At 44.6% G+C, this 23,823-nt stretch carries 29 protein-coding genes; 26 read left to right on the top strand and 3 right to left on the bottom strand.

The genetic code is table 11. The features are described 5' to 3' along the window. The first annotated feature begins 1 nt into the window (after nt 1). From glpX to NSQ09_RS03475, 8 genes are all read left to right on the top strand, one after another. Nucleotides 2–967 (top strand): class II fructose-bisphosphatase, encoded by a 966-nt coding sequence (gene glpX, locus NSQ09_RS03510; protein WP_003242962.1) that lies wholly within the window; start codon nt 2–4, stop codon nt 965–967. Between the two features lie 129 nt (nt 968–1,096). Beyond that, nucleotides 1,097–2,449 carry an IS1182 family transposase gene (locus tag NSQ09_RS03505; protein WP_014478984.1) on the top strand — a complete coding sequence of 451 codons (1,353 nt, stop codon included), beginning with the start codon at nt 1,097–1,099 and terminating at the stop codon, nt 2,447–2,449. A gap of 306 nt (nt 2,450–2,755) precedes the next feature. Next, nucleotides 2,756–2,917: a hypothetical protein gene (locus tag NSQ09_RS03500; RefSeq protein WP_003227632.1), complete on the top strand. Its 162-nt coding sequence runs from the start codon at nt 2,756–2,758 to the stop codon at nt 2,915–2,917. 30 nt (nt 2,918–2,947) lie between these two features. After that, on the top strand, nt 2,948–4,231 hold the full coding sequence (gene rho / locus NSQ09_RS03495; protein WP_003221939.1) for a transcription termination factor Rho: 1,284 nt from the start codon (nt 2,948–2,950) through the stop codon (nt 4,229–4,231). 118 nt (nt 4,232–4,349) lie between these two features. Next, nucleotides 4,350–4,550 (top strand): 50S ribosomal protein L31, encoded by a 201-nt coding sequence (gene rpmE / locus NSQ09_RS03490; RefSeq protein WP_003151132.1) that lies wholly within the window; start codon nt 4,350–4,352, stop codon nt 4,548–4,550. A gap of 88 nt (nt 4,551–4,638) precedes the next feature. Continuing rightward, a complete protein-coding gene (locus tag NSQ09_RS03485; protein WP_017696004.1) occupies nt 4,639–5,226 on the top strand; it encodes a thymidine kinase in 588 nt (195 codons plus the stop codon). 289 nt (nt 5,227–5,515) lie between these two features. After that, nucleotides 5,516–7,213: an oxaloacetate-decarboxylating malate dehydrogenase gene (gene malS, locus NSQ09_RS03480; RefSeq protein ID WP_003244309.1), complete on the top strand. Its 1,698-nt coding sequence runs from the start codon at nt 5,516–5,518 to the stop codon at nt 7,211–7,213. Between the two features lie 81 nt (nt 7,214–7,294). After that, nucleotides 7,295–8,254 carry an AEC family transporter gene (locus tag NSQ09_RS03475; protein WP_003242497.1) on the top strand — a complete coding sequence of 320 codons (960 nt, stop codon included), beginning with the start codon at nt 7,295–7,297 and terminating at the stop codon, nt 8,252–8,254. 32 nt (nt 8,255–8,286) lie between these two features. Here the strand turns inward: NSQ09_RS03475 and racA are convergent, their stop codons facing one another. Together racA and gloA2 are read right to left on the bottom strand one after the other, a co-directional pair. After that, nucleotides 8,287–8,841 carry a chromosome-anchoring protein RacA gene (gene racA, locus NSQ09_RS03470; protein ID WP_014481195.1) on the bottom strand — a complete coding sequence of 185 codons (555 nt, stop codon included), beginning with the start codon at nt 8,839–8,841 and terminating at the stop codon, nt 8,287–8,289. Nucleotides 8,842–8,961: 120 nt separating this feature from the next. Continuing rightward, entirely contained in the window at nt 8,962–9,348 is a 387-nt protein-coding gene (gloA2, locus tag NSQ09_RS03465; protein ID WP_003227644.1) for an SMU1112c/YaeR family gloxylase I-like metalloprotein, read from the bottom strand. 125 nt (nt 9,349–9,473) lie between these two features. On the opposite strand from gloA2, the gene prfA reads away from it, so the two are divergent. From prfA to NSQ09_RS03450, 3 genes are read left to right on the top strand one after another with little or no spacing between them, the layout of a single operon-like run. Then, complete coding sequence (gene prfA, locus NSQ09_RS03460; RefSeq protein WP_003227645.1) at nt 9,474–10,544, top strand: peptide chain release factor 1; 1,071 nt, start codon at nt 9,474–9,476, stop codon at nt 10,542–10,544. Between the two features lies 1 nt (nt 10,545). Continuing rightward, a complete protein-coding gene (gene prmC, locus NSQ09_RS03455; RefSeq protein WP_003227647.1) occupies nt 10,546–11,412 on the top strand; it encodes a peptide chain release factor N(5)-glutamine methyltransferase in 867 nt (288 codons plus the stop codon). Between the two features lie 59 nt (nt 11,413–11,471). Further along, nucleotides 11,472–11,759, top strand: coding sequence for a DUF5316 family protein (locus tag NSQ09_RS03450; RefSeq protein WP_003244050.1), 288 nt, complete (start codon nt 11,472–11,474; stop codon nt 11,757–11,759). 16 nt (nt 11,760–11,775) lie between these two features. Here NSQ09_RS03450 and NSQ09_RS03445 read toward each other — a convergent pair whose 3' ends face one another. Then, nucleotides 11,776–12,138, bottom strand: a complete 363-nt coding sequence (locus tag NSQ09_RS03445; RefSeq protein WP_014478265.1) for a UPF0715 family protein — start codon at nt 12,136–12,138, stop codon at nt 11,776–11,778. 140 nt (nt 12,139–12,278) lie between these two features. On the opposite strand from NSQ09_RS03445, the gene spoIIR reads away from it, so the two are divergent. From spoIIR to atpA, 15 genes are all read left to right on the top strand, one after another. Then, nucleotides 12,279–12,953 carry a stage II sporulation protein R gene (gene spoIIR / locus NSQ09_RS03440; RefSeq protein ID WP_003227654.1) on the top strand — a complete coding sequence of 225 codons (675 nt, stop codon included), beginning with the start codon at nt 12,279–12,281 and terminating at the stop codon, nt 12,951–12,953. 66 nt (nt 12,954–13,019) lie between these two features. Next, on the top strand, nt 13,020–13,463 hold the full coding sequence (locus NSQ09_RS03435) for a GNAT family N-acetyltransferase (RefSeq protein ID WP_015714871.1): 444 nt from the start codon (nt 13,020–13,022) through the stop codon (nt 13,461–13,463). Nucleotides 13,464–13,619: 156 nt separating this feature from the next. Further along, nucleotides 13,620–14,660 (top strand): L-threonylcarbamoyladenylate synthase, encoded by a 1,041-nt coding sequence (locus NSQ09_RS03430; protein ID WP_106610790.1) that lies wholly within the window; start codon nt 13,620–13,622, stop codon nt 14,658–14,660. 78 nt (nt 14,661–14,738) lie between these two features. Further along, nucleotides 14,739–15,296, top strand: a complete 558-nt coding sequence (locus NSQ09_RS03425) for a manganese efflux pump MntP (protein WP_095844011.1) — start codon at nt 14,739–14,741, stop codon at nt 15,294–15,296. Between the two features lie 75 nt (nt 15,297–15,371). Further along, nucleotides 15,372–15,824 carry a protein arginine phosphatase PrpB gene (gene prpB / locus NSQ09_RS03420; protein WP_014481190.1) on the top strand — a complete coding sequence of 151 codons (453 nt, stop codon included), beginning with the start codon at nt 15,372–15,374 and terminating at the stop codon, nt 15,822–15,824. A gap of 156 nt (nt 15,825–15,980) precedes the next feature. Beyond that, entirely contained in the window at nt 15,981–16,430 is a 450-nt protein-coding gene (rpiB, locus tag NSQ09_RS03415) for a ribose 5-phosphate isomerase B (protein ID WP_003221910.1), read from the top strand. Nucleotides 16,431–16,442: 12 nt separating this feature from the next. Beyond that, complete coding sequence (locus NSQ09_RS03410) at nt 16,443–16,985, top strand: TIGR01440 family protein (protein ID WP_003227667.1); 543 nt, start codon at nt 16,443–16,445, stop codon at nt 16,983–16,985. A 206-nt stretch (nt 16,986–17,191) separates the two neighbouring features. After that, entirely contained in the window at nt 17,192–18,439 is a 1,248-nt protein-coding gene (gene glyA, locus NSQ09_RS03405; RefSeq protein ID WP_003227669.1) for a serine hydroxymethyltransferase, read from the top strand. Nucleotides 18,440–18,573: 134 nt separating this feature from the next. Continuing rightward, nucleotides 18,574–19,203, top strand: coding sequence for a uracil phosphoribosyltransferase (gene upp / locus NSQ09_RS03400; protein ID WP_017696009.1), 630 nt, complete (start codon nt 18,574–18,576; stop codon nt 19,201–19,203). A 421-nt stretch (nt 19,204–19,624) separates the two neighbouring features. Continuing rightward, a complete protein-coding gene (atpI, locus tag NSQ09_RS03395) occupies nt 19,625–20,008 on the top strand; it encodes an ATP synthase subunit I (protein WP_003243159.1) in 384 nt (127 codons plus the stop codon). A 7-nt stretch (nt 20,009–20,015) separates the two neighbouring features. Next, nucleotides 20,016–20,750 (top strand): F0F1 ATP synthase subunit A, encoded by a 735-nt coding sequence (atpB, locus tag NSQ09_RS03390; protein ID WP_003242621.1) that lies wholly within the window; start codon nt 20,016–20,018, stop codon nt 20,748–20,750. A 45-nt stretch (nt 20,751–20,795) separates the two neighbouring features. After that, entirely contained in the window at nt 20,796–21,008 is a 213-nt protein-coding gene (gene atpE, locus NSQ09_RS03385) for a F0F1 ATP synthase subunit C (protein ID WP_003151167.1), read from the top strand. Nucleotides 21,009–21,170: 162 nt separating this feature from the next. Further along, a complete protein-coding gene (gene atpF / locus NSQ09_RS03380; RefSeq protein WP_003244051.1) occupies nt 21,171–21,683 on the top strand; it encodes a F0F1 ATP synthase subunit B in 513 nt (170 codons plus the stop codon). Continuing rightward, complete coding sequence (locus tag NSQ09_RS03375; protein WP_014481187.1) at nt 21,680–22,225, top strand: F0F1 ATP synthase subunit delta; 546 nt, start codon at nt 21,680–21,682, stop codon at nt 22,223–22,225. The genes atpF and NSQ09_RS03375 overlap by 4 nt, the downstream gene beginning before the upstream one ends. A 16-nt stretch (nt 22,226–22,241) precedes the next feature. After that, nucleotides 22,242–23,750, top strand: coding sequence for a F0F1 ATP synthase subunit alpha (atpA, locus tag NSQ09_RS03370; RefSeq protein WP_014478256.1), 1,509 nt, complete (start codon nt 22,242–22,244; stop codon nt 23,748–23,750). Nucleotides 23,751–23,823 lie beyond the last annotated feature (73 nt).

Raw genomic sequence — 23,823 nt, 5'->3', positions numbered from 1 at the left:
AATGGAAAGAAGTTTATCAATGGAATTGGTACGTGTGACAGAAGCTGCGGCATTGGCATCAGCAAGATGGATGGGCCGGGGAAAAAAAGATGAGGCTGATGAAGCGGCAACAAGTGCAATGAGAGACGTTTTTGATACAGTGCCGATGAAAGGGACCGTTGTAATCGGTGAAGGGGAAATGGACGAAGCGCCAATGCTGTATATCGGGGAAAAACTCGGAAACGGGTACGGCCCTCGCGTTGATGTCGCAGTTGACCCTCTTGAAGGCACAAACATCTTAGCAAGCGGCGGCTGGAACGCGCTGACGGTTATCGCGGTCGCAGACCATGGCACGCTTCTGAATGCTCCTGACATGTATATGCAAAAAATCGCAGTCGGTCCGGAAGCGGTGGGCTGCATTGACATCGAAGCACCTGTCATTGACAACCTTAAAGCGGTGGCAAAAGCGAAAAACAAGGACGTTGAGGACGTCGTTGCCACAATTTTAAACCGTGAAAGACACGCAAAAATCATTTCCGAGCTTCGTGAGGCCGGCGCCAGAATCAAATTGATCAATGACGGCGATGTCGCAGGCGCCATCAACACGGCTTTCGACCACACGGGCGTTGATATCCTGTTCGGATCAGGCGGCGCTCCTGAGGGTGTGCTTTCCGCTGTTGCGCTAAAAGCACTCGGAGGAGAAATCATTGGTAAACTTCTTCCGCAAAGCGAAGAAGAAATCACTCGCTGTCACAAAATGGGCCTTGATTTAAGCAAAGTCCTTCGCATGGAAGACCTTGTGAAGGGTGATGACGCGATTTTTGCAGCTACAGGGGTTACTGACGGCGAGCTGTTAAAAGGAGTTCAATTCAAAGGCTCTGTCGGTACAACTGAAAGCTTAGTTATCCGCGCAAAATCGGGCACTGTTCGTTTCGTTGATGGCAGACACAGCTTGAAAAAGAAACCAAATCTTGTAATCCGTCCATAACACACAGAAAAAGCGGGTGTGAGCCCGCTCAGGCTGTCGAGAAAATCTCGACAGCCTTTATTTTTCCTTAAAATATCCATTCTTCTGTAATAAAATAAAAGAAAGACTTAAAAGGACGGTGTCTTTCTCATGTTCCACACAAGAAACTCTTCTCAAAACACAGCCGAATTTGTTCTGCTTGACCAACTCGTTGAAGAGGATCACCTGCTTCGGAAAATTGATAAACACATAGACTTCTCTTTCATCATTGAAAAGGTGAAACCTTACTACAGTGAAAACAAAGGCCGCCCCTCACTTGATCCGCTTATTTTATTTAAAATGATGTTTATCGGATACCTCTATGGTATCCGTTCAGAAAGACAGCTTGAAAAAGAAATTTACTACAATATGGCGTACAGATGGTTTCTCGGATTGAACATAAACGACCCGGTTCCACACCACTCCACCATCAGCTGGAACAGACGCACACGCTTTAAAGATACAACCATCTTCCAAGACATTTTTGATGAGATCGTTCTTCAGGCCATCAATCATGACATGGTGGGCGGACGAGTCCTATTCACCGACTCCACACACCTTAAAGCCAATGCCAACAAGCATAAATACACAAGAAAAACAATTGCGCAGGATACCCAAAACTATATCAAGGATTTAAATGAAGCCATTCAAGAGGATCGGGAGGAACACGGAAAAAAGCCATTAACAGCCAAAGAGGAGGTGAAAGCTGAAAAAGAGATCCGCCACAGTACAACCGATCCGGAAAGTGGCTATCTGTATCGTGAAAACAAACCAGAAGGTTTTTTCTATTTAGATCACCGCACAACAGATATGAAATACAACATTATCACCGATGCCTACGTCACACCTGGAAATGTCCATGATTCTGTGCCTTATCTTGACCGATTAGACCACCAAATCGCACGATTTGGTTTTCAAGTAGAAGCCGTCGCCCTTGATTCCGGATATTTAACGACTCCGATCTGTAAAGGATTATCTGACCGCCAAATCTTTGGTGTCATCGCACATAGACGTTATCACCCTATCCGAGGCTTGTTTCCAAAATGGAAATTTCATTATGACAGTGAACAAGACAGATACATTTGTCCAAATCACCAAACACTTACATACTCAACAACTGACCGAAAAGGCTACCGGTCATATAAATCAAATCCTGAAATATGTTCCTCATGCCCACTGCTTGAAAACTGTACAAAATCAAAGAATCGGCAGAAAGTGATTACTCGACATGTATGGGAAGATCATAAAGAAAAGGTCAGACAAAATCGCTTGTCTGTTTCAGGAAAAAACCTCTACAAAAAAAGAAAAGAAAAAATAGAGCGAAGCTTTGCAGATTCAAAACAGCTGCATGGGCTTCGCTATTGCAGGTTGAGGGGAAAACGAAATGTGAGTGAACAAGTTCTCCTCACAGCCGCATGCCAGAACATGAAGAAAATTGCCACATACCTAGCCAAGCAGGGCTAGGCATGTGGGAGCGCTTTTTCTGCATCTGAAACCTGATGAATATCTAAAGAAACTGTATAAAACAAAAAAGCTTGTAGAAAAAACGCGTTTTCTCTACAAGCTGAGCGGGTGTGAGCCCGCTTTAACTTTTGCAGAAAAGCGTCAACTCTATCAATTCCGTGTCAAAACCTTATTTCAGTTGAATAATTTTTTGAAATAAGGTAAAAATAAAGAGTGCTGCGAATTTTACTGCGTAATACCTTCTTTTAAGCACTAGGAAAGTTTCAATTTCTACCGCATACAGACGATATAAGTATTGATCTTCTCATGTTTTTGTCCTCGCTTCCTTCAAAACTCATTAAGACAATCCTTTTAACAAAAGCGCCGATCATGGGTGGAAGTGTTACCGATAGAAGTTCCTTTATGTTAAAAAAAGAATGTGCTTTGGCGGATGTTGTGCAAAAGCAGCAGATGACATGTTCAGAGTAAGATATTGACTATGAAAAGCGTGGTGTTTTTATGAAAGACGTATCTATTTCCTCTTTGGAAAATATGAAATTGAAAGAGCTTTATGAACTTGCAAGACATTATAAAATCTCCTATTACAGCAAACTGACAAAAAAAGAACTCATTTTCGCCATTCTGAAAGCGAATGCAGAACAGGAAGATCTGCTGTTTATGGAAGGCGTTCTCGAGATCATCCAGTCTGAAGGTTTCGGATTCCTGAGACCGATCAACTACTCTCCAAGCTCAGAAGACATTTACATCTCAGCTTCACAAATCCGCCGTTTCGATTTGCGGAACGGAGACAAAGTATCTGGCAAGGTTCGCCCGCCAAAAGAAAATGAGCGTTACTATGGACTTTTGCACGTTGAAGCAGTAAATGGGGATGATCCCGAATCTGCAAAAGAGCGTGTGCATTTCCCGGCTCTTACGCCACTTTATCCGGATCGTCAAATGGTGCTTGAAACAAAGCCGAACTTCTTGTCTACAAGAATTATGGACATGATGGCGCCGGTTGGATTTGGGCAGCGCGGATTGATTGTTGCGCCGCCGAAAGCCGGAAAAACGATGCTGCTGAAGGAAATTGCCAACAGCATTACAGCGAACCAGCCTGAAGCAGAGCTGATCGTGCTTTTAATTGACGAAAGACCTGAGGAAGTAACCGATATCGAGCGCTCTGTAGCTGGGGATGTCGTCAGCTCAACGTTTGATGAAGTGCCGGAAAACCATATCAAAGTGGCCGAGCTTGTGCTTGAACGTGCGATGCGTCTCGTGGAACACAAAAAAGACGTCATTATCCTGATGGACAGCATCACACGGCTTGCCCGCGCCTACAACTTAGTGATTCCGCCAAGTGGAAGAACGCTTTCCGGGGGGATTGACCCAGCGGCGTTCCACCGTCCGAAACGCTTCTTCGGGGCTGCGAGAAATATCGAAGAGGGCGGCAGCTTAACCATCCTTGCTACGGCTCTGGTTGATACTGGTTCACGTATGGATGATGTCATTTATGAAGAATTCAAGGGAACAGGCAACATGGAGCTCCATCTTGACCGCTCTCTTGCCGAGCGCCGCATCTTCCCTGCCATCGATATCCGCCGTTCAGGAACGCGCAAAGAAGAGCTGCTTGTGCCTAAAGAGCATCTTGATCGTTTATGGTCTATCCGCAAAACGATGTCTGATTCACCTGATTTCGCAGAAAAGTTCATGAGAAAAATGAAAAAAACCAAAACAAACCAGGAATTTTTCGATATTCTCAATCAAGAATGGAAACAGGCAAATCTATCATCTGCAAGAAGGTAAATTGTATTTGCAAAAGAAGTAAATCACTGATATAATTTTCTCATATGCGTTTCGGACAATGCTCCGAAATAATAACTCTGTTTCCACACGGGATTCAGGGCGGAAGGAGATGGATACAATGAAAGCAGGAATTCATCCTAATTTCAAAAAAGCAACAGTTAAATGCGCTTGCGGAAATGAATTTGAAACAGGCTCAGTAAAAGAAGAGGTACGCGTTGAGATTTGCTCTGAATGCCACCCATTCTACACTGGCCGTCAAAAATTCGCTTCTGCTGATGGTCGTGTTGATCGCTTTAACAAAAAATACGGTCTTAAGTAATAATAGATTTCTCAACAGGCAAGCAGCAGTCTTGCCTGTTTTTTATATTGTCTAAAACACAGCTGGCAGAGAGAGGGGAGCGAAGCCTATGTACATAATGAAACAAAGCGGGTGGCTTGAGCTGATTTGCGGCAGCATGTTCTCGGGGAAATCTGAAGAGCTGATCAGAAGAGTGAAGAGAGCAACTTATGCCAAGCAGGAAGTCAGGGTATTTAAGCCTGTAATTGATAACCGATACAGCGAAGCTGCTGTTGTCTCCCATAATGGAACATCGATGACGAGCTATGCCATTTCGTCTGCTTCGGACATTTGGGATCACATCAGTGAAAGTACAGATGTGATTGCGGTTGATGAAGTGCAGTTTTTTGATCAGGAAATTGTTGAGGTTTTATCATCTCTTGCCGATAAAGGCTACCGTGTGATAGCAGCAGGCCTTGATATGGATTTTAGGGGAGAGCCGTTCGGTGTCGTCCCGAATATCATGGCGATTGCGGAAAGTGTGACAAAGCTGCAAGCCGTCTGTTCTGTTTGCGGATCACCGGCGAGCAGAACACAGCGCCTCATTGACGGCAAACCTGCTTCTTACGATGATCCGGTCATTTTGGTTGGTGCATCTGAATCATATGAAGCAAGATGCAGACATCATCACGAAGTCCCAGGTAAATCTAAAAAATAGTCCAAAACATGGGTATAAAGATAGAATGCACCGGCTAAAAACACCGGTGTTTTTTTTATATTCTGATAATATTCAATTAAAAAATTTAAATAAGTATATTAAAAAATTAAGTAATTTTCTTCCCTTGAATTTTGATTTTGACAGGCATACAATAGCTTACGTAATGTAAATAGTTTTGAGACATTGTTCGAATAATTGTCACAAAGTCGCATAAAGATCATGATCGGTCATATTTTAGATGGGTTATTACTTAACTTGGTTAACTATTTCAAGAAAGAAGGAGATTTGCTTGAATAACATAAAAAAAACGAAAGAAGGCCACTTAGAAACAACTCTTAGAGGAAAAGAAGTTTTATCTATTCCTACTTTAAATAAAGGCGTTGCTTTTTCACTAGAAGAAAGACAAGAACTCGGCTTAGAAGGGCTTCTGCCGCCAACTGTACTTTCTCTTGATCAACAAGCACAACGCGCGTACGAGCAATTCCAAGCGCAGCCTGACCGCCTTCGTCAAAATGTTTACTTAAGTGATCTTGCAAACCGTAACGAAGTTCTTTTCTATAAATTGCTGAAAAACCATCTTCGCGAAATGCTTCCTGTTGTGTACACGCCAACAGTTGGTGAAGCGATTCAGGAATACAGCCATGAATATAGAAGACCTCAAGGAATCTACTTGTCAATCGACAACATTGACGGTATTGAAAAAGCGTTTGAAAACCTTCATGCGACAGCAGGCGATATTGATCTTATCGTTGCTACTGACTCCGAAAGCATTCTCGGTATCGGTGACTGGGGTGTAGGCGGTATTAATATCGCAATCGGTAAATTGGCTGTTTATACTGCTGCAGCTGGTATTGACCCTAGCCGTGTTATCCCGGTTGTGCTTGATGTCGGTACGAACAACGAAAAACTTCTAAACGATCCTTTATATATTGGTAACAAGCATGAACGTGTTCAAGGTGAACGCTACGAAGCTTTCATTGACGCTTATGTAAAAGCTGCATTGAAATTCTTCCCTAAAGCGCTTCTTCACTGGGAAGACCTTGGCAACAAAAATGCACGCAACATCATGAAAAAATACAATCATGAAATCCTGACATTTAATGATGATATTCAAGGTACTGGCGCGATTACACTTGCAGGTGTGCTTGCCGCTATGAAGAAAACCGGCGCTTCTATTAAAGATCAGCGTGTTGTTATCTTCGGTGCCGGTTCTGCTGGTATCGGTATTGCTGACCAAATCCGTGACACAATGGTGCTAGCCGGATTATCTGAAGAAGAAGCTAACAAACGTTTCTACACACTTGATTACAGAGGCTTGCTGACTGAAGACATCGAAGGCATCCTTGATTTCCAAAAACCTTACCTTCGCAATGCGGATGAAGTGAAAGACTGGAAGCGCGATGAAAAAGGTCAAATTCCATTCGATGAAGTGGTTCGTCAAGCGAAACCAACAATCTTGATTGGTACTTCAGGGGTTTCAGGTGCATTCACAGAGGAAATTGTAAAAGAAATGGCATCTCACGTAGACCGTCCGGTTATCATGCCGATGTCTAACCCGACTCACCTTGCTGAAGCTGTTCCTGAAGATCTGTTCAAATGGACTGACGGAAAAGTGCTTATTGCAACAGGAAGCCCATTTGACAATGTAGAATACAACGGTGTTTCTTATGAAATCGGACAATCTAACAACGCATTCGCGTTCCCTGGTCTTGGACTTGGTTCAATTGTAGCTGAAGCGCGTATCATTACACCTGCTATGTTTGCTGCAACTGCTGATGCGATTGCTGAAATGGTTGATCTTGAAACACCTGGAGCAGGATTGCTTCCAAGCATTGATAAGCTTCAAGAGGTTTCTATCCAAGTTGCGATTGCCGTTGCTGAAGCAGCAATTAAAGACGGCGTGGCAAATCGTCAGCCTGAAGATGTGAAACAAGCGGTACTTGATGCAATGTGGACACCTGAATACAAAAAAGTCATCGCGAAATAATTAGCGAGTAAATTTTTCTGTCCGAGGGAAAGCTTTTTGTAAAGCTAAAGTATACGGACATAGGATTTGGAGGAGAATATTTTGAGCATCTTAGATATCTTAATCCTCCTGGCGCCGATCTTCTTTGTTATCGTGCTGGGTTGGTTTGCAGGACATTTTGGAAGTTATGATGCCAAGTCGGCAAAAGGGGTAAGTACGTTAGTAACGAAATACGCACTTCCAGCTCACTTTATCGCTGGTATTTTGACAACTTCCAGAAGTGAATTTTTATCACAAGTACCTTTAATGATTTCTTTAATTATTGGGATTGTTGGTTTCTATATCATCATTCTTTTGGTTTGCAGATTTATTTTCAAGTATGATTTAACGAACTCATCTGTATTTTCTTTGAACTCTGCACAGCCGACATTCGCATTTATGGGTATCCCGGTATTGGGAAGCTTATTCGGAGCGAATGAAGTTGCGATTCCGATCGCGGTCACAGGTATCGTGGTTAACGCGATTCTTGATCCGCTCGCGATCATTATCGCTACTGTTGGTGAGTCTTCTAAGAAAAACGAAGAGAGTGGCGACAGCTTCTGGAAGATGACAGGAAAATCAATCCTGCATGGTCTTTGTGAGCCGCTTGCAGCTGCTCCGTTAATCAGTATGATCTTGGTGCTGGTTTTCAATTTCACTCTTCCTGAGCTGGGTGTTAAAATGCTTGATCAGCTTGGAAGCACAACATCTGGTGTTGCTCTCTTCGCTGTTGGTGTTACCGTTGGTATTCGTAAAATTAAACTCAGTATGCCGGCTATCGGTATTGCGTTACTAAAAGTTGCGGTTCAGCCTGCGTTAATGTTCCTGATTGCTCTTGCTATCGGACTTCCGGCTGACCAAACAACAAAAGCAATCCTTCTTGTTGCATTCCCTGGTTCTGCCGTTGCAGCCATGATTGCGACTCGTTTCGAGAAACAAGAAGAAGAAACTGCAACTGCGTTTGTGGTCAGTGCGATTCTGTCATTGATTTCACTTCCAATCATTATCGCGCTTACTGCGTAACAAAAAAGCTCCCTTTACGGGAGCTTTTTGCTTTAGGTTTGAAATTTGAACAGTGACAGCAGCGGTTTTTTTCTCGTTTTGGTTTTTTCAGAAGCAGCAGCAGTCTCGGGGATCGGCTGAGCGGTGAATTCTTTCATTTGTGAGGTCATTGATTGCAGATCTGCAAGAATATCATCGATTTCTCTGCGGTGCTGAAGCAGCTGGTAAGATACACCTTCATCGGCTTTTTGTTTCAGCTGGCGTTCCAGTTCCGACATCCTTGCCATCAATTCGCTTTCGTCCTGCCTTTGCTGTAAAAGGGTGTCCAGCTTTTGTTCAAGCTGCTCGATTCTTCGTTCTGTGTCGCTACTTGTTTTTTGGACAAGGAAGCCTGTGCGCTTTTTAGCGCTTTTCGGCAGATGAATATCCTGAATCGCCGTGCCTTCAGAGATTTGTTTTTGAACGGATTTTAGAACCTTCACGTCTTCTGCCGTGAACGAATAGTGTCCGAGCTCATTGCGTTCGGCCGGAAGATTCAGCTGCTTCACCCACCGCTGCACCGTTTTTGCGGAGACGCCGAGTTCACTTGCTACCATATTTGTATTCATGGTCCCATACCTCCTTTTAAGCTAGGTATTCGACCATAGAATGCGGTTCCCTTCCCGTTAGACAAAACAAGAAAAGATTCGGCAAAGAAAGTGGGTATCTCCTTTTTTCTTCAAAAACTGTTATTGTTCATACAGTTCTAATGGAAGCTGGTCAGGATCAAAAAAGAAGGTGAAACGCTTGCCGGTCAGCGGATCTGTTCTGATTGGCTCTGTTTCGATTCCTTTTTCATGAAGCTCTTGAACCGCTTTATCCAAGCTGCCGACTGTAAAGGCGAGGTGGCGCAGGCCTGCGGCTTCAGGCCGGGTTTGTCGTTCGGGCGGATCGGGAAACGAGAACAGCTCAATGACATACGAGCCGTTAAGCGACAAATCAAGCTTATAGGAGCCGCGCTCTTCGCGGTACGTTTCTTGAATCACCTGAAAACCAAGCTTATGTACGTAGAAAGCTTTCGACTTTTCGTAATCTGAACATATGATTGCAATATGATGTATGGATTTCAGCAACATCATCCCTCCTCGAATTCCAGTATAGCAGAGGGAGCTTTTCCAGCTGGGATTGAAATGCTTTTGACTGGGGTTAATCACTATACTATAATGAGAATGTTACGCACAGGAAAACAGAGGTGAAGACCGTGTTAGACCGTTTAAAATCAATTGAAGAACGATACGAGAAATTAAATGAGCTTTTGAGCGATCCAGAAGTAGTCAACGATCCGAAAAAGCTAAGAGAATATTCAAAAGAGCAATCTGATATACAAGAAACAGTTGACGTATATAGACAATACAGAGATGCGTCAGAACAGCTGGCTGATGCAAAAGCGATGCTTGAAGAGAAGCTGGATGCTGAGATGCGCGACATGGTGAAGGAAGAGATTTCTGAACTTCAGAAGGAAACGGAAACACTGTCAGAACGGCTGAAGGTGCTCCTGATCCCGAAAGATCCTAATGACGACAAAAACGTTATCATGGAGATCCGCGGGGCTGCGGGAGGCGAGGAAGCCGCTTTATTCGCGGGCAATCTGTACAGAATGTATTCCCGTTATGCTGAGCTTCAGGGCTGGAAAACAGAGGTCATGGAAGCGAATGTAACCGGAACGGGCGGCTACAAAGAGATCATCTTTATGATTACAGGAAGCGGCGCGTATTCTAAACTCAAATATGAAAACGGCGCCCACCGCGTACAGCGTGTTCCGGAAACAGAATCAGGCGGACGCATCCATACATCCACTGCAACAGTGGCATGTCTTCCTGAGGCAGAAGAGGTAGAGGTCGACATCCATGAGAAGGATATCCGTGTCGATACATTTGCTTCAAGCGGACCGGGCGGACAAAGCGTTAACACAACAATGTCTGCGGTTCGTCTGACTCACTTGCCGACAGGTGTTGTTGTATCATGCCAGGATGAAAAATCTCAAATTAAGAACAAAGAAAAAGCAATGAAGGTTCTCCGTGCCAGAATCTATGATAAATTTCAGCAGGAAGCCCAGGCTGAATATGATCAAACACGGAAATCAGCAGTCGGATCTGGTGACCGCTCTGAACGTATCCGCACATACAACTTCCCGCAAAACCGTGTGACGGATCACAGAATCGGTTTGACGATTCAAAAGCTTGATCAGATTCTTGAAGGAAAACTTGACGAAGTGGTTGAAGCGCTGATTGTTGAAGATCAGGCAAGCAAGCTTCAGCAGTCGGAAGGTTAAGATGAAGACGATATTCGAAGCCCTGAAATGGGCTTCTTCTTATTTAACCGAAGCGGGAAGAGAAGAAAATGCGGCCGAGCTCCTATTGCTTTATGATACCGGAATGGAGAGAAGCAAGCTGCTCGCAAGCTTACAGGAACCGATTGGTGAAGACGAACTGTATCGCTTTAAGCGTCACGTTGAGATGCATAAAGAGGGCGTGCCGGTTCAATACATTATAGGAAAAGAGTTTTTTTATGGACGGGAATTTATGGTGAATGATGATGTGCTGATCCCGCGGCCGGAAACTGAAGAAGTTGTCTTTCATTTGCTTGAAAAATATCGGAGTGTTTTTTCTGAAGACGGCAAGCTCGAAGTTGTTGACGTTGGTACAGGGAGCGGCGCAATAGCCGTCACGCTTGCGCTTGAAAACCAAAGCTTTTCTGTGTCGGCGGTCGATATTTCGAAAGAGGCGCTGCAAGTCGCCTCTGCCAATGCAGAAAAACTCGGAGCGAATGTGCGCTTTTATCAGGGCGATCTGCTTGAGCCTTTTATTAAGGCGGGAAAAAAAGCGGATATCATTGTCTCAAACCCGCCATATATTTCAGAGGAAGAAATGGCTGATTTATCGGAAATTGTCCGTTTTCATGAGCCGCTGCACGCACTCACCGATGGCGGAGACGGGCTGAAATTTTATAAGCGGTTTATGGAAGACATTCCGCTTGTTATGAAGGATAAAGTATTTGTCGTTTTTGAAATCGGCTGGAAACAGGGAGCGGCGGTCAAAGACCTGATCCTCAAGGCATTTAAGGGAGCGGAAGTGGAAGTGCTGAAAGATATTAATGGAAAAGACAGAACCATATGCGCTCTGATTCATAAAAATAAATAAGCAGCTTGCTGGCGAGTGAATGGATCAAGCTGTTTAACACCAGCAAAGGGGATGTAAACATGAAAAAGGCCCTGACAGCAGGAATCCTGCTCATTGCGATTGAGAGCATGATTGGCACCATTTTTCCGCAGGCTCTTTCATATGAAGCGATTTTTGGCGTTGCGTCTCTCGTTTTAGTGGGGCTCGCGATCATTACATCGGGTTTGGCTGTAAGCGGAAGCGATCAGCGGGCAAACTACCATTCAGAAACCAAAGAAGGCCGTACATCTCGCATGAAAATGGCGGCCGCTTTCTTTGTTGCGGCGATACCTTCCATTCTATGTTATTTGCTGACGATTTTGTTTTAATAAAAAAGGAAGCCTCTTAGGCTTCCTTTTTTTGCAGTAAAACAGAGTCCCATATCCAATAGATAAGAGCTGTTAATACAGCGAAAAGATAAAAGGCTGTATTTTGAAACAGAGATTGTCCCGAAGGCTGAAGCACGCCGAAAATGATCGCGTTAGCAATAAAAGCAGCGGCAAGGTAATACAGCAGATACAAAGGGCTGAACCGTTTCGGCTTTTTATTCATCATGATTTGAAGCGGCAGTGCGAAGATCAAATAAGGAAACAGAAAATAAAATGCCATTGTGATGAGAGCGGCAATGATAAATGAATGAATATAAATTACTGAATAAAGAACGGACATCGTGAATGCTGATAACAGCACTGTATAATTGTATTTCATCTTAAACCTCCTAAAACACTATCGTACCATAAATAAGATTAACAGCTTGCTAGATTTTTTTCACCCTGCACGTTTACCCCCGGCTCTCCTTGTCCATAATAGGGCTAGAAACAAAGCACGGAGAGGAACGGTGGGGACCGATGAAAAAAACAGTAATCATTTGTATATATATCTTTCTTTTACTATCTGGAGCGCTCGTAGGGCTGGCAAAAGAAGAGACGGCACAGAAATCGGAAAATCAGCCGGTGGTCATACCGGATCAGGCGATTCGTTTGAGAATATTGGCAAATAGCGATAGTGACCAAGACCAGCAATTAAAACGTCATATAAGAGACGCGGTGAATAAAGAAATCACAACTTGGGTAAAGGATATTACTTCTATTGAAGAAGCGCGTCGCGTGATTCGTTCAAAGCTGCCTGAAATCAAAGCAATTGCAAAGGAAACAATGGAGAAAGAAGGAGCGAATCAGTCGATATCCGTTGATTTTGACAAAATCTCGTTTCCGACAAAGCTTTACGGCAACATGGTATATCCTGCCGGTGAGTATGAAGCGATTTTGATTACGCTTGGAAACGGAGACGGCGCCAACTGGTGGTGTGTGCTGTTCCCGCCCCTCTGCTTTCTCGATTTTTCTAACGGGGAAGCCGTCAAAGAACAAGAAGATAAAGAAGCCTCAAAAAAGCAGACTGAAAAAGTGCTTGAGGACGTAACCGCTAAAGCGGAAAAAGCCAAAAAAGAAGAGAACGAAGAGAAAGAAGACGGCACAGAAGTGAAATTCTTTTTAGTCGAATGGATTTCCGACCTTTTTTCCTAATCATCTGGTCTAAAAATAGATTTGCCTCATAGATTGGAAGAAAGAACGCAAAAACGGGGTGAACGGATGTTTTATCAACTGCGGGTGGCAAGGGAAAAAGACGGAGATGTGCTCGAGGCATTTTTAAAACAGGCGAAAACCAGCTATGAAGGTGTGAAAGAAGGCTTCACTCAATTTCTTATGCTGGAGGACAGTGAGAAAAACATTGCCGGATGCCTCGGTATTGAAAAAATAAGCTGTGACCAGGGGCTGCTGCGATCACTTGTCATATCGGACAAGCTTCACCAAGGCCATATCGTCACGCTTTTTCAAAGCATGGAGGTGCTGTGCGAAAAGCATCAGATCAAAACCGTGTACCTAGTAGCAAATCAGCATTCCTCTGCGGATTTTCTGACGGCCATGGGTTTTGAAAGAGCTGATAGTGTACCGGAGGAGCTGTTTTCTTCTGATCACTTCTGTGAATCGCGGCAAACAGAAGGAGCCGTTTTGATGAAAAAAGCGTCTGGATAAGTGCAGTTTATACACATACTTATCCACTTCTTTATTAGTGTTGTCCACAATTTGTGGATAACGCTTGTTTTATTACAGGACATCTTTTATACTTTCAAAAGGATTACACGCGTAAAACAATCGTTTTATTGTTGTGAATAAGGAGTTTGGTCAGAAATGAAAACGAAAAGATGGTTTGTGGATGTAACTGACGAGTTATCCACAAATGATCCACAAATTACACAAGCAGCCGCTTTGCTCCGAGAAAATGAGGTCGTTGCCTTTCCGACAGAAACAGTATATGGCCTAGGCGCAAACGCAAAAAGTACGGATGCCGTCAAAAAAATATATGAGGCGAAAGGGCGGCCGAGCGATAATCCCCTGATTGTCCACATTGCGGATATCAGCCAGCTTGAGGATTTAACGGGCCCAGCGCCGGAAAGGGCGAAAACATTGATGAAACGGTTTTGGCCGGGAGCACTTACGCTCATTCTGCCTTGCAAACCTGGTGCGCTTTCACCTCGTGTAACGGCAGGTCTTGAAACGGTTGCCATTAGAATGCCGGATCATCCGCTTGCCCTTGCATTGATTCGCGAATCGGGACTGCCGATTGCAGCACCGAGCGCCAATCTATCAGGCAAGCCAAGTCCCACAAAAGCGGAGCATGTGGCACACGACTTGGATGGCCGCATAGCCGGTATTATGGATGGAGGTCCTACCGGAATCGGGGTCGAATCAACCGTGCTTTCATGTGCGGACGACATCCCTGTTCTCCTGCGTCCGGGCGGCATTACGAAGGAACAAATTGAAGCGGTGATCGGGCCGATCCATGTGGATAAAGGGCTCAGCGATCAAAACGAGAAGCCGATTTCTCCAGGGATGAAATATACACATTATGCGCCGACAGCGCCGCTTGCCATTTGCGAAGGCAGCCCAGAGCGCATTCAGCACCTCATTCAAGAATATCAACAGGGCGGAAGAAGGGTCGGTGTCCTGACGACAGAAGAAAACGCGGGCGTTTATTCCGCTGATTATGTGAAGAGCTGCGGAAGACGGGCTCAGCTTGAGACTGTTGCGGCAGGGCTGTATGATGCTTTGCGCAGCTTTGATGAGAATAAGGTGGATTTCATTATTGCGGAATCCTTTCCGGACACAGGTGTCGGTCTTGCTATTATGAACAGGCTGATGAAAGCCGCCGGAGGAAGAGTGATTCGCTGAAAGCAGTCAGATGTTCTAACCCTTTTTGGACACGCATAGGCTAAAAAAGCGGGGCGTGTCCAAGGGGGTTATTTATGTATGTCGGATTTGTTTATAGGCGAACTGATTACATTAAGCATCATGGCGTTTGCTTTAGGGATGGATGCTTTTTCTGTCGGCCTTGGAATGGGCATGGTCAAACTTAGAAAGAAGCAGATATTCTATATTGGTTTCATCATCGGCCTCTTTCACGTCATCATGCCTCTCGCAGGGATGGCGGCCGGTAACATGCTGTCAGGGCTCCTCGGCGTGTTAGCGGTTTATATCGGTGGGGCGCTGCTTTTTGTTCTTGGGGTTCAAATGCTTATGGCCTCTTTTAAACAGTCAGATGAACGATTCATGTCACCGGCAGGGCCGGGCTTATTGCTGTTTGCCATCGGCGTCAGCCTTGACAGCTTTTCCGTCGGCTTGAGCTTGGGGATATACGGCTCGCATCCGCTCCTCACAATTACCCTGTTCGGGCTGTTCAGCATGATGTTGACATGGCTGGGCCTGCTGGTCGGAAAACAAGTGCAGTCATGGCTTGGCACATACAGCGAAGCGCTCGGGGGCATCATATTAATCGTGTTTGGACTAAAGCTGCTTTTGCCAATTTAATATACCAAAAAAAGAAACGAAGTCGCCGTTTCTTTTTTCTTCATATATAATAGAGAAAAATAAGGGGTGACTGACATGGATATTATTTTTGTCTGTACTGGAAATACGTGCCGCAGCCCAATGGCTGAGGCGCTTTTTAAATCAATTGCAGAAATGGAAGGGCTGAATGTCAATGTCCGCTCGGCAGGCGTGTTTGCTTCACCTAATGGGAAAGCGACGCCTCATGCAGTCGAAGCGCTGTTTGAAAAACACATTGCCCTTAATCATGTGTCTTCTCCATTAACTGAAGAACTTATGGAATCGGCTGATTTGGTTCTGGCTATGACCCATCAGCACAAACAGATCATTGCCAGCCAATTTGGACGTTATCGTGATAAAGTGTTTACGTTAAAAGAATATGTTACAGGCAGCCATGGTGATGTCATCGATCCGTTCGGCGGCTCAATTGACATCTATAAACAAACGCGAGATGAGCTTGAAGAGCTTCTTCGGCAGCTGGCAAAACAGCTGAAAAAAGACCGCAGATAAGTTGTCAGAAAATCTGCAAACAGGTCATTTGCAAATCCCGCGTGAAGGAGTAGAATATAGTGAAAAGCACATCATATGGTGTAAATCAAAGAGCGGACAGGCTGCGCGGTCAATAAAGCGGGCGGGCCGCATCACACACGCTGGGAGGAAAAGCAGATGAAAGTAGCCATTGCATCGGATCATGGCGGCGTTCACATTCGAAATGAAATCAAAGAGTTAATGGACGAATTGCAAATTGAATATATAGATATGGGCTGTGACTGCGGCAGCGGCTCTGTCGATTATCCGGATTATGCTTTTCCGGTGGCCGAAAAAGTGGTTAGCGGCGAAGTTGACAGAGGCATTTTAATTTGCGGGACAGGCATCGGCATGAGCATTTCCGCTAATAAAGTAAAAGGGATTCGCTGCGCGCTGGCGCACGATACCTTCAGCGCGAAGGCGACGAGGGAGCATAATGACACAAACATCCTTGCGATGGGTGAACGGGTGATCGGACCTGGTTTGGCTCGGGAAATCGCAAAAATCTGGCTGACTACTGAGTTTACCGGGGGAAGACACCAAACGCGTATTGGAAAAATCTCAGATTATGAAGAGAAAAACCTGTAGGGGTGCTGTTTAATGAATGAGTTGAAACAAACGTGGAAGACGATGCTGTCTGAGTTTCAGGACCAAGCGGAATTGAAACAAGATCAGCTCTTCGTCCTTGGATGCAGCACGAGCGAAGTGGCCGGCAGCCGGATCGGCACATCGGGCAGTGTAGATATCGCTGAAAGCATCTACAGCGGACTTGCTGAGCTCCGGGAAAAAACGGGAATCCATCTGGCGTTTCAATGCTGCGAGCATTTAAACAGAGCGCTTGTCGTCGAAGCAGAAACAGCCAAGCTGTTCAGGCTTCCAACCGTTTCTGCCGTGCCCGTTCCAAAAGCGGGCGGAGCGATGGCGTCTTATGCGTTTAAGCAGATGAAGTCTCCTGTTCTTGTTGAAACCATTCAGGCTGACGCCGGAATTGATATAGGCGATACGTTTATCGGCATGCATCTGAAACCGGTGGCTGTCCCTGTGCGTGTCTCTCAAAACAGCCTCGGTTCAGCTCATGTGACATTGGCGCGTACACGGCCGAAACTAATCGGCGGAGTGCGGGCGGTTTATGAGTGCGAATGAAAGGACTGCATAGCCAGTCTTTTCTTTTATTTTAAGATAGTGAAATAAATTCCGAACTTTAAATTAAATTTAAGTTATTAATATTCGTTTTTACCAATAAAAATTTAGATTTTTTAAAAATAATCTTTTACATCGGCCTTAAAAACCATGTACAATAGTGATGGTAAAAACAAAGAACAGGATACGGATAGGAGAGGATCTCGCTGATGAAACATTTACCTGCGCAAGACGAACAAGTGTTTAACGCCATTAAAAATGAGCGTGAACGCCAACAGACTAAGATCGAATTGATTGCTTCTGAGAACTTTGTAAGTGAAGCAGTTATGGAAGCACAAGGATCTGTTTTGACAAATAAGTACGCAGAAGGATATCCGGGCAAACGCTACTACGGCGGATGCGAGCACGTCGATGTCGTTGAAGATATCGCCCGTGACCGCGCGAAGGAAATCTTTGGAGCGGAGCATGTAAACGTTCAGCCTCATTCAGGCGCACAAGCAAACATGGCAGTGTACTTCACGATTTTGGAGCAAGGCGATACTGTACTTGGGATGAACCTCTCCCACGGCGGCCATTTAACACACGGAAGCCCAGTCAACTTCAGCGGTGTTCAATATAACTTTGTTGAGTACGGCGTAGATAAAGAAACTCAATATATTGATTACGATGACGTGCGTGAAAAAGCCCTCGCTCATAAACCGAAGCTTATCGTAGCAGGAGCAAGTGCGTATCCTCGTACAATCGACTTTAAGAAATTCCGTGAAATTGCTGATGAAGTCGGCGCTTACTTCATGGTGGATATGGCACATATCGCAGGACTTGTTGCGGCAGGCCTTCATCCAAACCCGGTTCCTTACGCTGATTTCGTTACAACAACAACACATAAAACACTTCGCGGTCCTCGAGGCGGTATGATCCTTTGCCGTGAAGAGTTTGGCAAGAAAATTGATAAATCGATCTTCCCTGGAATTCAAGGCGGCCCTCTGATGCACGTTATTGCCGCAAAAGCTGTTTCATTCGGTGAAGTATTGCAGGACGATTTCAAAACATATGCACAAAACGTCATTTCAAACGCGAAACGTCTGGCTGAAGCCTTAACGAAAGAGGGCATCCAGCTCGTTTCAGGCGGAACAGACAACCACCTTATCCTTGTTGATCTTCGTTCGCTCGGACTGACTGGTAAGGTTGCGGAGCATGTACTTGATGAAATCGGTATTACGTCTAACAAAAACGCGATTCCATATGATCCTGAAAAACCTTTCGTAACAAGCGGCATCCGTCTTGGGACAGCTGCTGTAACCAGCCGTGGTTTTGACGGAGACGCATTAGAAGAAGTCGGTGCTATCATTGCGCTTGCATTGAAAAACCACGAAGACGAAGGAAAACTTGAAGAAGCAAGACAGCGTGTAGCTGCTCTGACTGATAAATTTCCTTTATATAAAGAATTAGATTATTAAGATCCTAAAACCCGCTTGGGCTTATGCCCGGCGGGTTTTTTGACGATGTTCTTGAAACTCAATGTCTTTTTTTGTAGAATCAATAGAAGTGTGTAATTGTTGATGGGACAATAAAAAAGGAGCTGAAACACAGTATGGGAAAGGTTTATGTATTTGATCATCCTTTAATTCAGCACAAGCTGACATATATACGGAATGAAAATACAGGTACGAAGGATTTTAGAGAGTTAGTAGATGAAGTGGCTACACTCATGGCATTTGAAATTACCCGCGATCTTCCTCTGGAAGAAGTGGATATCAATACACCGGTTCAGGCTGCGCAGTCGAAAGTCATCTCAGGGAAAAAACTCGGAGTGGTTCCTATCCTCAGAGCAGGATTGGGAATGGTTGACGGCATTTTAAAGCTGATTCCTGCGGCAAAAGTGGGACATGTCGGCCTTTACCGTGATCCAGAAACCTTAAAACCCGTGGAATACTATGTCAAGCTTCCTTCTGATGTGGAAGAGCGTGAATTCATCGTGGTTGACCCGATGCTCGCTACAGGCGGTTCCGCAGTTGAAGCCATTCACAGCCTTAAAAAACGCGGTGCGAAAAATATCCGTTTCATGTGTCTTGTAGCAGCGCCGGAGGGTGTGGAAGAATTGCAGAAGCATCATTCGGACGTTGATATTTACATTGCGGCGCTAGATGAAAAATTAAACGAAAAAGGTTATATTGTTCCAGGTCTCGGAGATGCGGGTGACCGCATGTTTGGAACAAAATAAAAAATGAAATCCCCAAAAGGGGGTTTCATTTTTTATCCAGTTTTTTGCTATTCGGTGAATCTGTATACAATTATAGGTGAAAATGTGAACATTCTGTGGAGACGTAAAGTATAAAAAGTTTTTTAACTTTAAACAGATTGACACATGTTAGGGGCTATTGTATGCTAAACGAGGGTATTATGAGAAGGTTTTCATAGCTTTCATTATAGTCCTCATCCTCAATGTAAATCCTCTTAGAAAACCCGTATTATGAGGATTTATTTAAGCGAATGAAACAGCATCCCTGCAAGGCTTGCGGATGAATGATTTTTTCGAACAGGCCCGTTTTGCCGGTCAAAAAAGGTCTTCTACTAAGGGTTAACCGCTGATTTTTGCCGTATCCAAGCTATACATTATTTTTTCATCAGGAGACAGATAATTGATGGACGATCCCAAGCTTACATTTAGCAGACAACGCAAATATTTATTGTTCATTTTGGCAGTGTATGTACTGGGTTATGGTTTAACAGCGTATAAAACCGTTTTTTTAGGCCTTATTCTGGGAACTGTTTTCAGTTTGTTTAATTTTTTACTGCTCGTCAGAAGAATGAATGCTTTTGACAGAGCTGTTGAGAAAGGAAAGTCCATACGATCTCTCGGGAGCGCAGCGCGGTGGTGCAATGCGATTCTTGCTGTGGCTGTTGCCTATAAAAATCCCGAATACTTTCATATGGCAAGTACAGTTATTGGATTAATGACAATATACCCTGTCATTATGATAGATTCCTTTATCCAGCTTAAACGTTCATCAATGGAAGAGAGGTGAAAACCCTTTGAATCATGGTTACAGAACTATAGAATTTCTAGGTCTTACTTTTAATCTGACAAACATTCTGATGATTACTGTGGCGAGTGTGATTGTTTTATTGATTGCTATATTGACGACAAGAACGCTTTCGATCCGTCCCGGAAAAGCCCAGAACTTTATGGAATGGATTGTTGATTTCGTACGCAATATTATTGGCAGTACAATGGATTTAAAAACAGGGGCTAACTTCTTGGCACTTGGTGTCACATTGCTGATGTACATATTTGTGTCGAATATGCTGGGGCTGCCGTTCTCTATTACAATCGGACATGAGCTCTGGTGGAAGTCTCCGACAGCCGATCCTGCCATTACATTAACGCTAGCCGTGATGGTTGTTGCTTTAACCCACTACTATGGTGTGAAGATGAAAGGGCTCAAGGAATATTCCAAAGACTATTTAAGACCTGTTCCATTCATGCTCCCGATGAAAATCATCGAAGAGTTTGCGAATACGCTGACTCTAGGTTTACGGCTGTATGGTAACATCTTCGCCGGTGAGATTCTTCTCGGCCTGCTTGCGGGATTAGCGACAAGCCACTATTCGCAAAGCGTGGCTCTCGGTCTTGTCGGTACAATCGGTGCCATTCTGCCGATGCTGGCATGGCAAGCATTCAGTTTATTTATTGGTGCCATCCAGGCATTTATTTTTACAATGCTGACGATGGTGTACATGTCTCATAAAATCAGTCATGATCATTAAAACATTATATCCAAACGGATAACATTTTAAAGGAGGAACTTTTTCATGAATTTAATAGCAGCTGCGATTGCAATTGGTTTAGGCGCACTTGGTGCAGGTATTGGTAACGGTTTGATTGTTTCACGTACGGTAGAGGGGATTGCCCGTCAGCCGGAAGCAGGTAAAGAACTGAGAACTCTTATGTTCATGGGTATCGCATTAGTTGAAGCCCTTCCTATTATCGCTGTCGTTATCGCATTCTTAGCGTTCTTTGGCTAAGCATAAAAGCCTTATATGAACTAAAAATGGCGAAGATCATTCCAAGAGAACCTTCGCCATTGCTTTATGTCTGATAAGCATCCCGCCTTGCCGGCTGAAAAGAGACAAGTGCGGCTGCTGGATCAGCAAAGAAAAACCTGCAGAAGGGAGTTGCCGTAGTAGATGTCTCAATTACCACTTGAACTAGGATTGTCGTTTAACGGCGGAGATATCCTGTTCCAACTGTTAGCTATGTTAATCTTATTAGCGCTTCTGAAGAAATACGCTTTAGGGCCGCTATTAAACATAATGAAACAGCGTGAAGACCACATCGCTGGAGAAATTACGTCTGCTGAAGAAAAAAATAAAGAAGCGCAGCAGCTTATTGAAGAGCAGCGCGTTCTTTTAAAAGAAGCAAGACAGGAATCCCAAACTCTTATCGAAAACGCAAAGAAACTGGGAGAGAAGCAAAAAGAAGAGATTATTCAGGCTGCACGTGCAGAATCTGAACGTCTGAAAGAAGCAGCAAGAACTGAAATCGTGAAGGAAAAAGAACAGGCGGTTTCTGCTCTCCGTGAGCAAGTAGCGTCTCTTTCTGTCATGATTGCGTCGAAAGTGATCGAAAAAGAACTGGATGAACAAGCGCAAGAGAAATTGATCCAGGACTATCTTAAAGAGGTAGGAGAAAGCCGATGAGTGGATCAGCTGTCTCTAAACGATATGCATCAGCTCTTTTTGATATAGCCAATGAGTCCGCTCAGCTGAATCAAGTAGAAGAAGAGCTAACTGTTGTAAAACAAGTATTTCAAAATGAAAAAGCGCTTAATGATGTGTTGAACCATCCGAAGATGCCGGCTGCGAAGAAAAAAGAGCTGATCCAAAATGCATTTGGCTCTTTGTCACAGTCCGTGCTTAATACGATTTTTCTTTTGATTGACCGCCATCGTGCCGCGATTGTGCTTGAGCTCACAGATGAGTTTATCAAACTCGCAAATGAGGCCCGTCAAACAGAAGACGCAATCGTATATTCAGTGAAACCGCTGACGGATGCTGAAATGTTACCATTATCACAAGTGTTTGCAAAAAAGGCCGGAGTCGCTTCACTGAGAATCAGAAATGAAGTGCAGACGGATTTAATAGGCGGCATTAAAGTCCGCATTGGAAACCGGATTTATGACGGCAGCGTAAGCGGGAAGCTTCAGCGCATTGAACGTCAATTAGCCGGGGAAAATCGATAGAAGGGGTGAAACCTAAGTGAGCATCAAAGCTGAAGAGATTAGCACGCTGATAAAACAGCAAATACAAAATTATCAATCTGATATTGAAGTTCAAGACGTAGGTACAGTCATCCAAGTCGGTGACGGTATTGCACGTGTGCACGGCCTTGACAACTGTATGGCCGGTGAACTTGTCGAATTTTCAAACGGTGTTTTGGGTATGGCTCAAAACCTTGAGGAATCAAACGTAGGTATCGTCATCTTAGGACCTTTCAGTGAGATCCGTGAGGGAGACGAAGTAAAAAGAACAGGCCGCATCATGGAGGTTCCTGTTGGTGAAGAGTTAATCGGCCGTATTGTAAACCCGCTAGGCCAGCCGGTTGACGGACTAGGCCCGATTCTGACAAGCAAAACTCGTCCGATCGAAAGCCCTGCACCAGGCGTTATGGACCGTAAATCAGTTCATGAACCGCTTCAAACCGGTATCAAAGCGATCGATGCACTGATTCCAATCGGCCGCGGCCAGCGTGAGCTGATCATCGGTGACCGTCAAACAGGTAAAACATCTGTTGCGATCGATGCGATTCTGAACCAAAAAGACCAAGACATGATCTGCGTATATGTTGCGATCGGCCAAAAAGAATCAACAGTCCGCGGCGTAGTAGAAACATTGCGTAAACACGGCGCGCTTGATTATACAATTGTTGTAACGGCGTCTGCGTCACAGCCGGCACCGCTTCTGTACCTGGCACCGTATGCTGGGGTTACAATGGCAGAAGAATTTATGTACAGCGGCAAGCACGTTCTTGTTGTATACGATGATCTTTCTAAACAAGCTGCCGCTTACCGTGAGCTGTCCTTGCTTCTTCGCCGTCCGCCAGGCCGTGAAGCGTTCCCTGGGGATGTATTCTATCTTCATTCCCGTCTGCTTGAGCGTGCAGCAAAGCTTAGCGACGCGAAAGGCGCAGGATCAATTACAGCTCTGCCGTTCGTAGAAACACAAGCCGGAGATATCTCTGCTTATATTCCGACGAACGTCATTTCCATCACCGACGGACAGATCTTCCTGCAATCTGATTTGTTCTTCTCAGGCGTACGTCCAGCGATCAACGCCGGATTGTCTGTATCCCGTGTCGGCGGCTCAGCGCAAATCAAAGCGATGAAAAAAGTATCAGGTACTTTGCGTCTTGACCTTGCGTCATACCGTGAGCTGGAAGCATTCGCTCAATTCGGTTCTGACCTCGACCAAGCGACTCAGGCAAAACTGAACCGCGGTGCGCGTACAGTTGAAGTGCTGAAGCAGGATCTGAACAAGCCGCTTCCGGTTGAAAAGCAAGTAGCCATTCTTTATGCGCTGACAAAAGGATATCTCGATGATATTCCTGTGGCGGATATCAGACGTTTTGAAGAAGAGTACTACATGTACCTTGACCAAAACCATAAAGACCTGCTTGACGGAATTGCGAAAACAGGAAACCTTCCTGCTGATGAAGACTTCAAAGCTGCAATCGAAGGCTTCAAACGCACATTTGCACCAAGCAACTAACTCGAATGCTGATGAGAGAAAAAGGTTCTCTTTTTCTCTCTTTTTACGCAGATGAAGAGAAAAGGTGGTGAAA

Origin of the sequence: Bacillus sp. FSL W8-1202 (genome assembly GCF_038006165.1) — a bacterium.
GTDB classification, from domain to species: Bacteria; Bacillota; Bacilli; order Bacillales; family Bacillaceae; genus Bacillus; species Bacillus subtilis.
The sequence above is the reverse complement of the archived record's forward strand: the minus strand, read 5'-3'. Positions and strand labels throughout refer to the sequence as shown.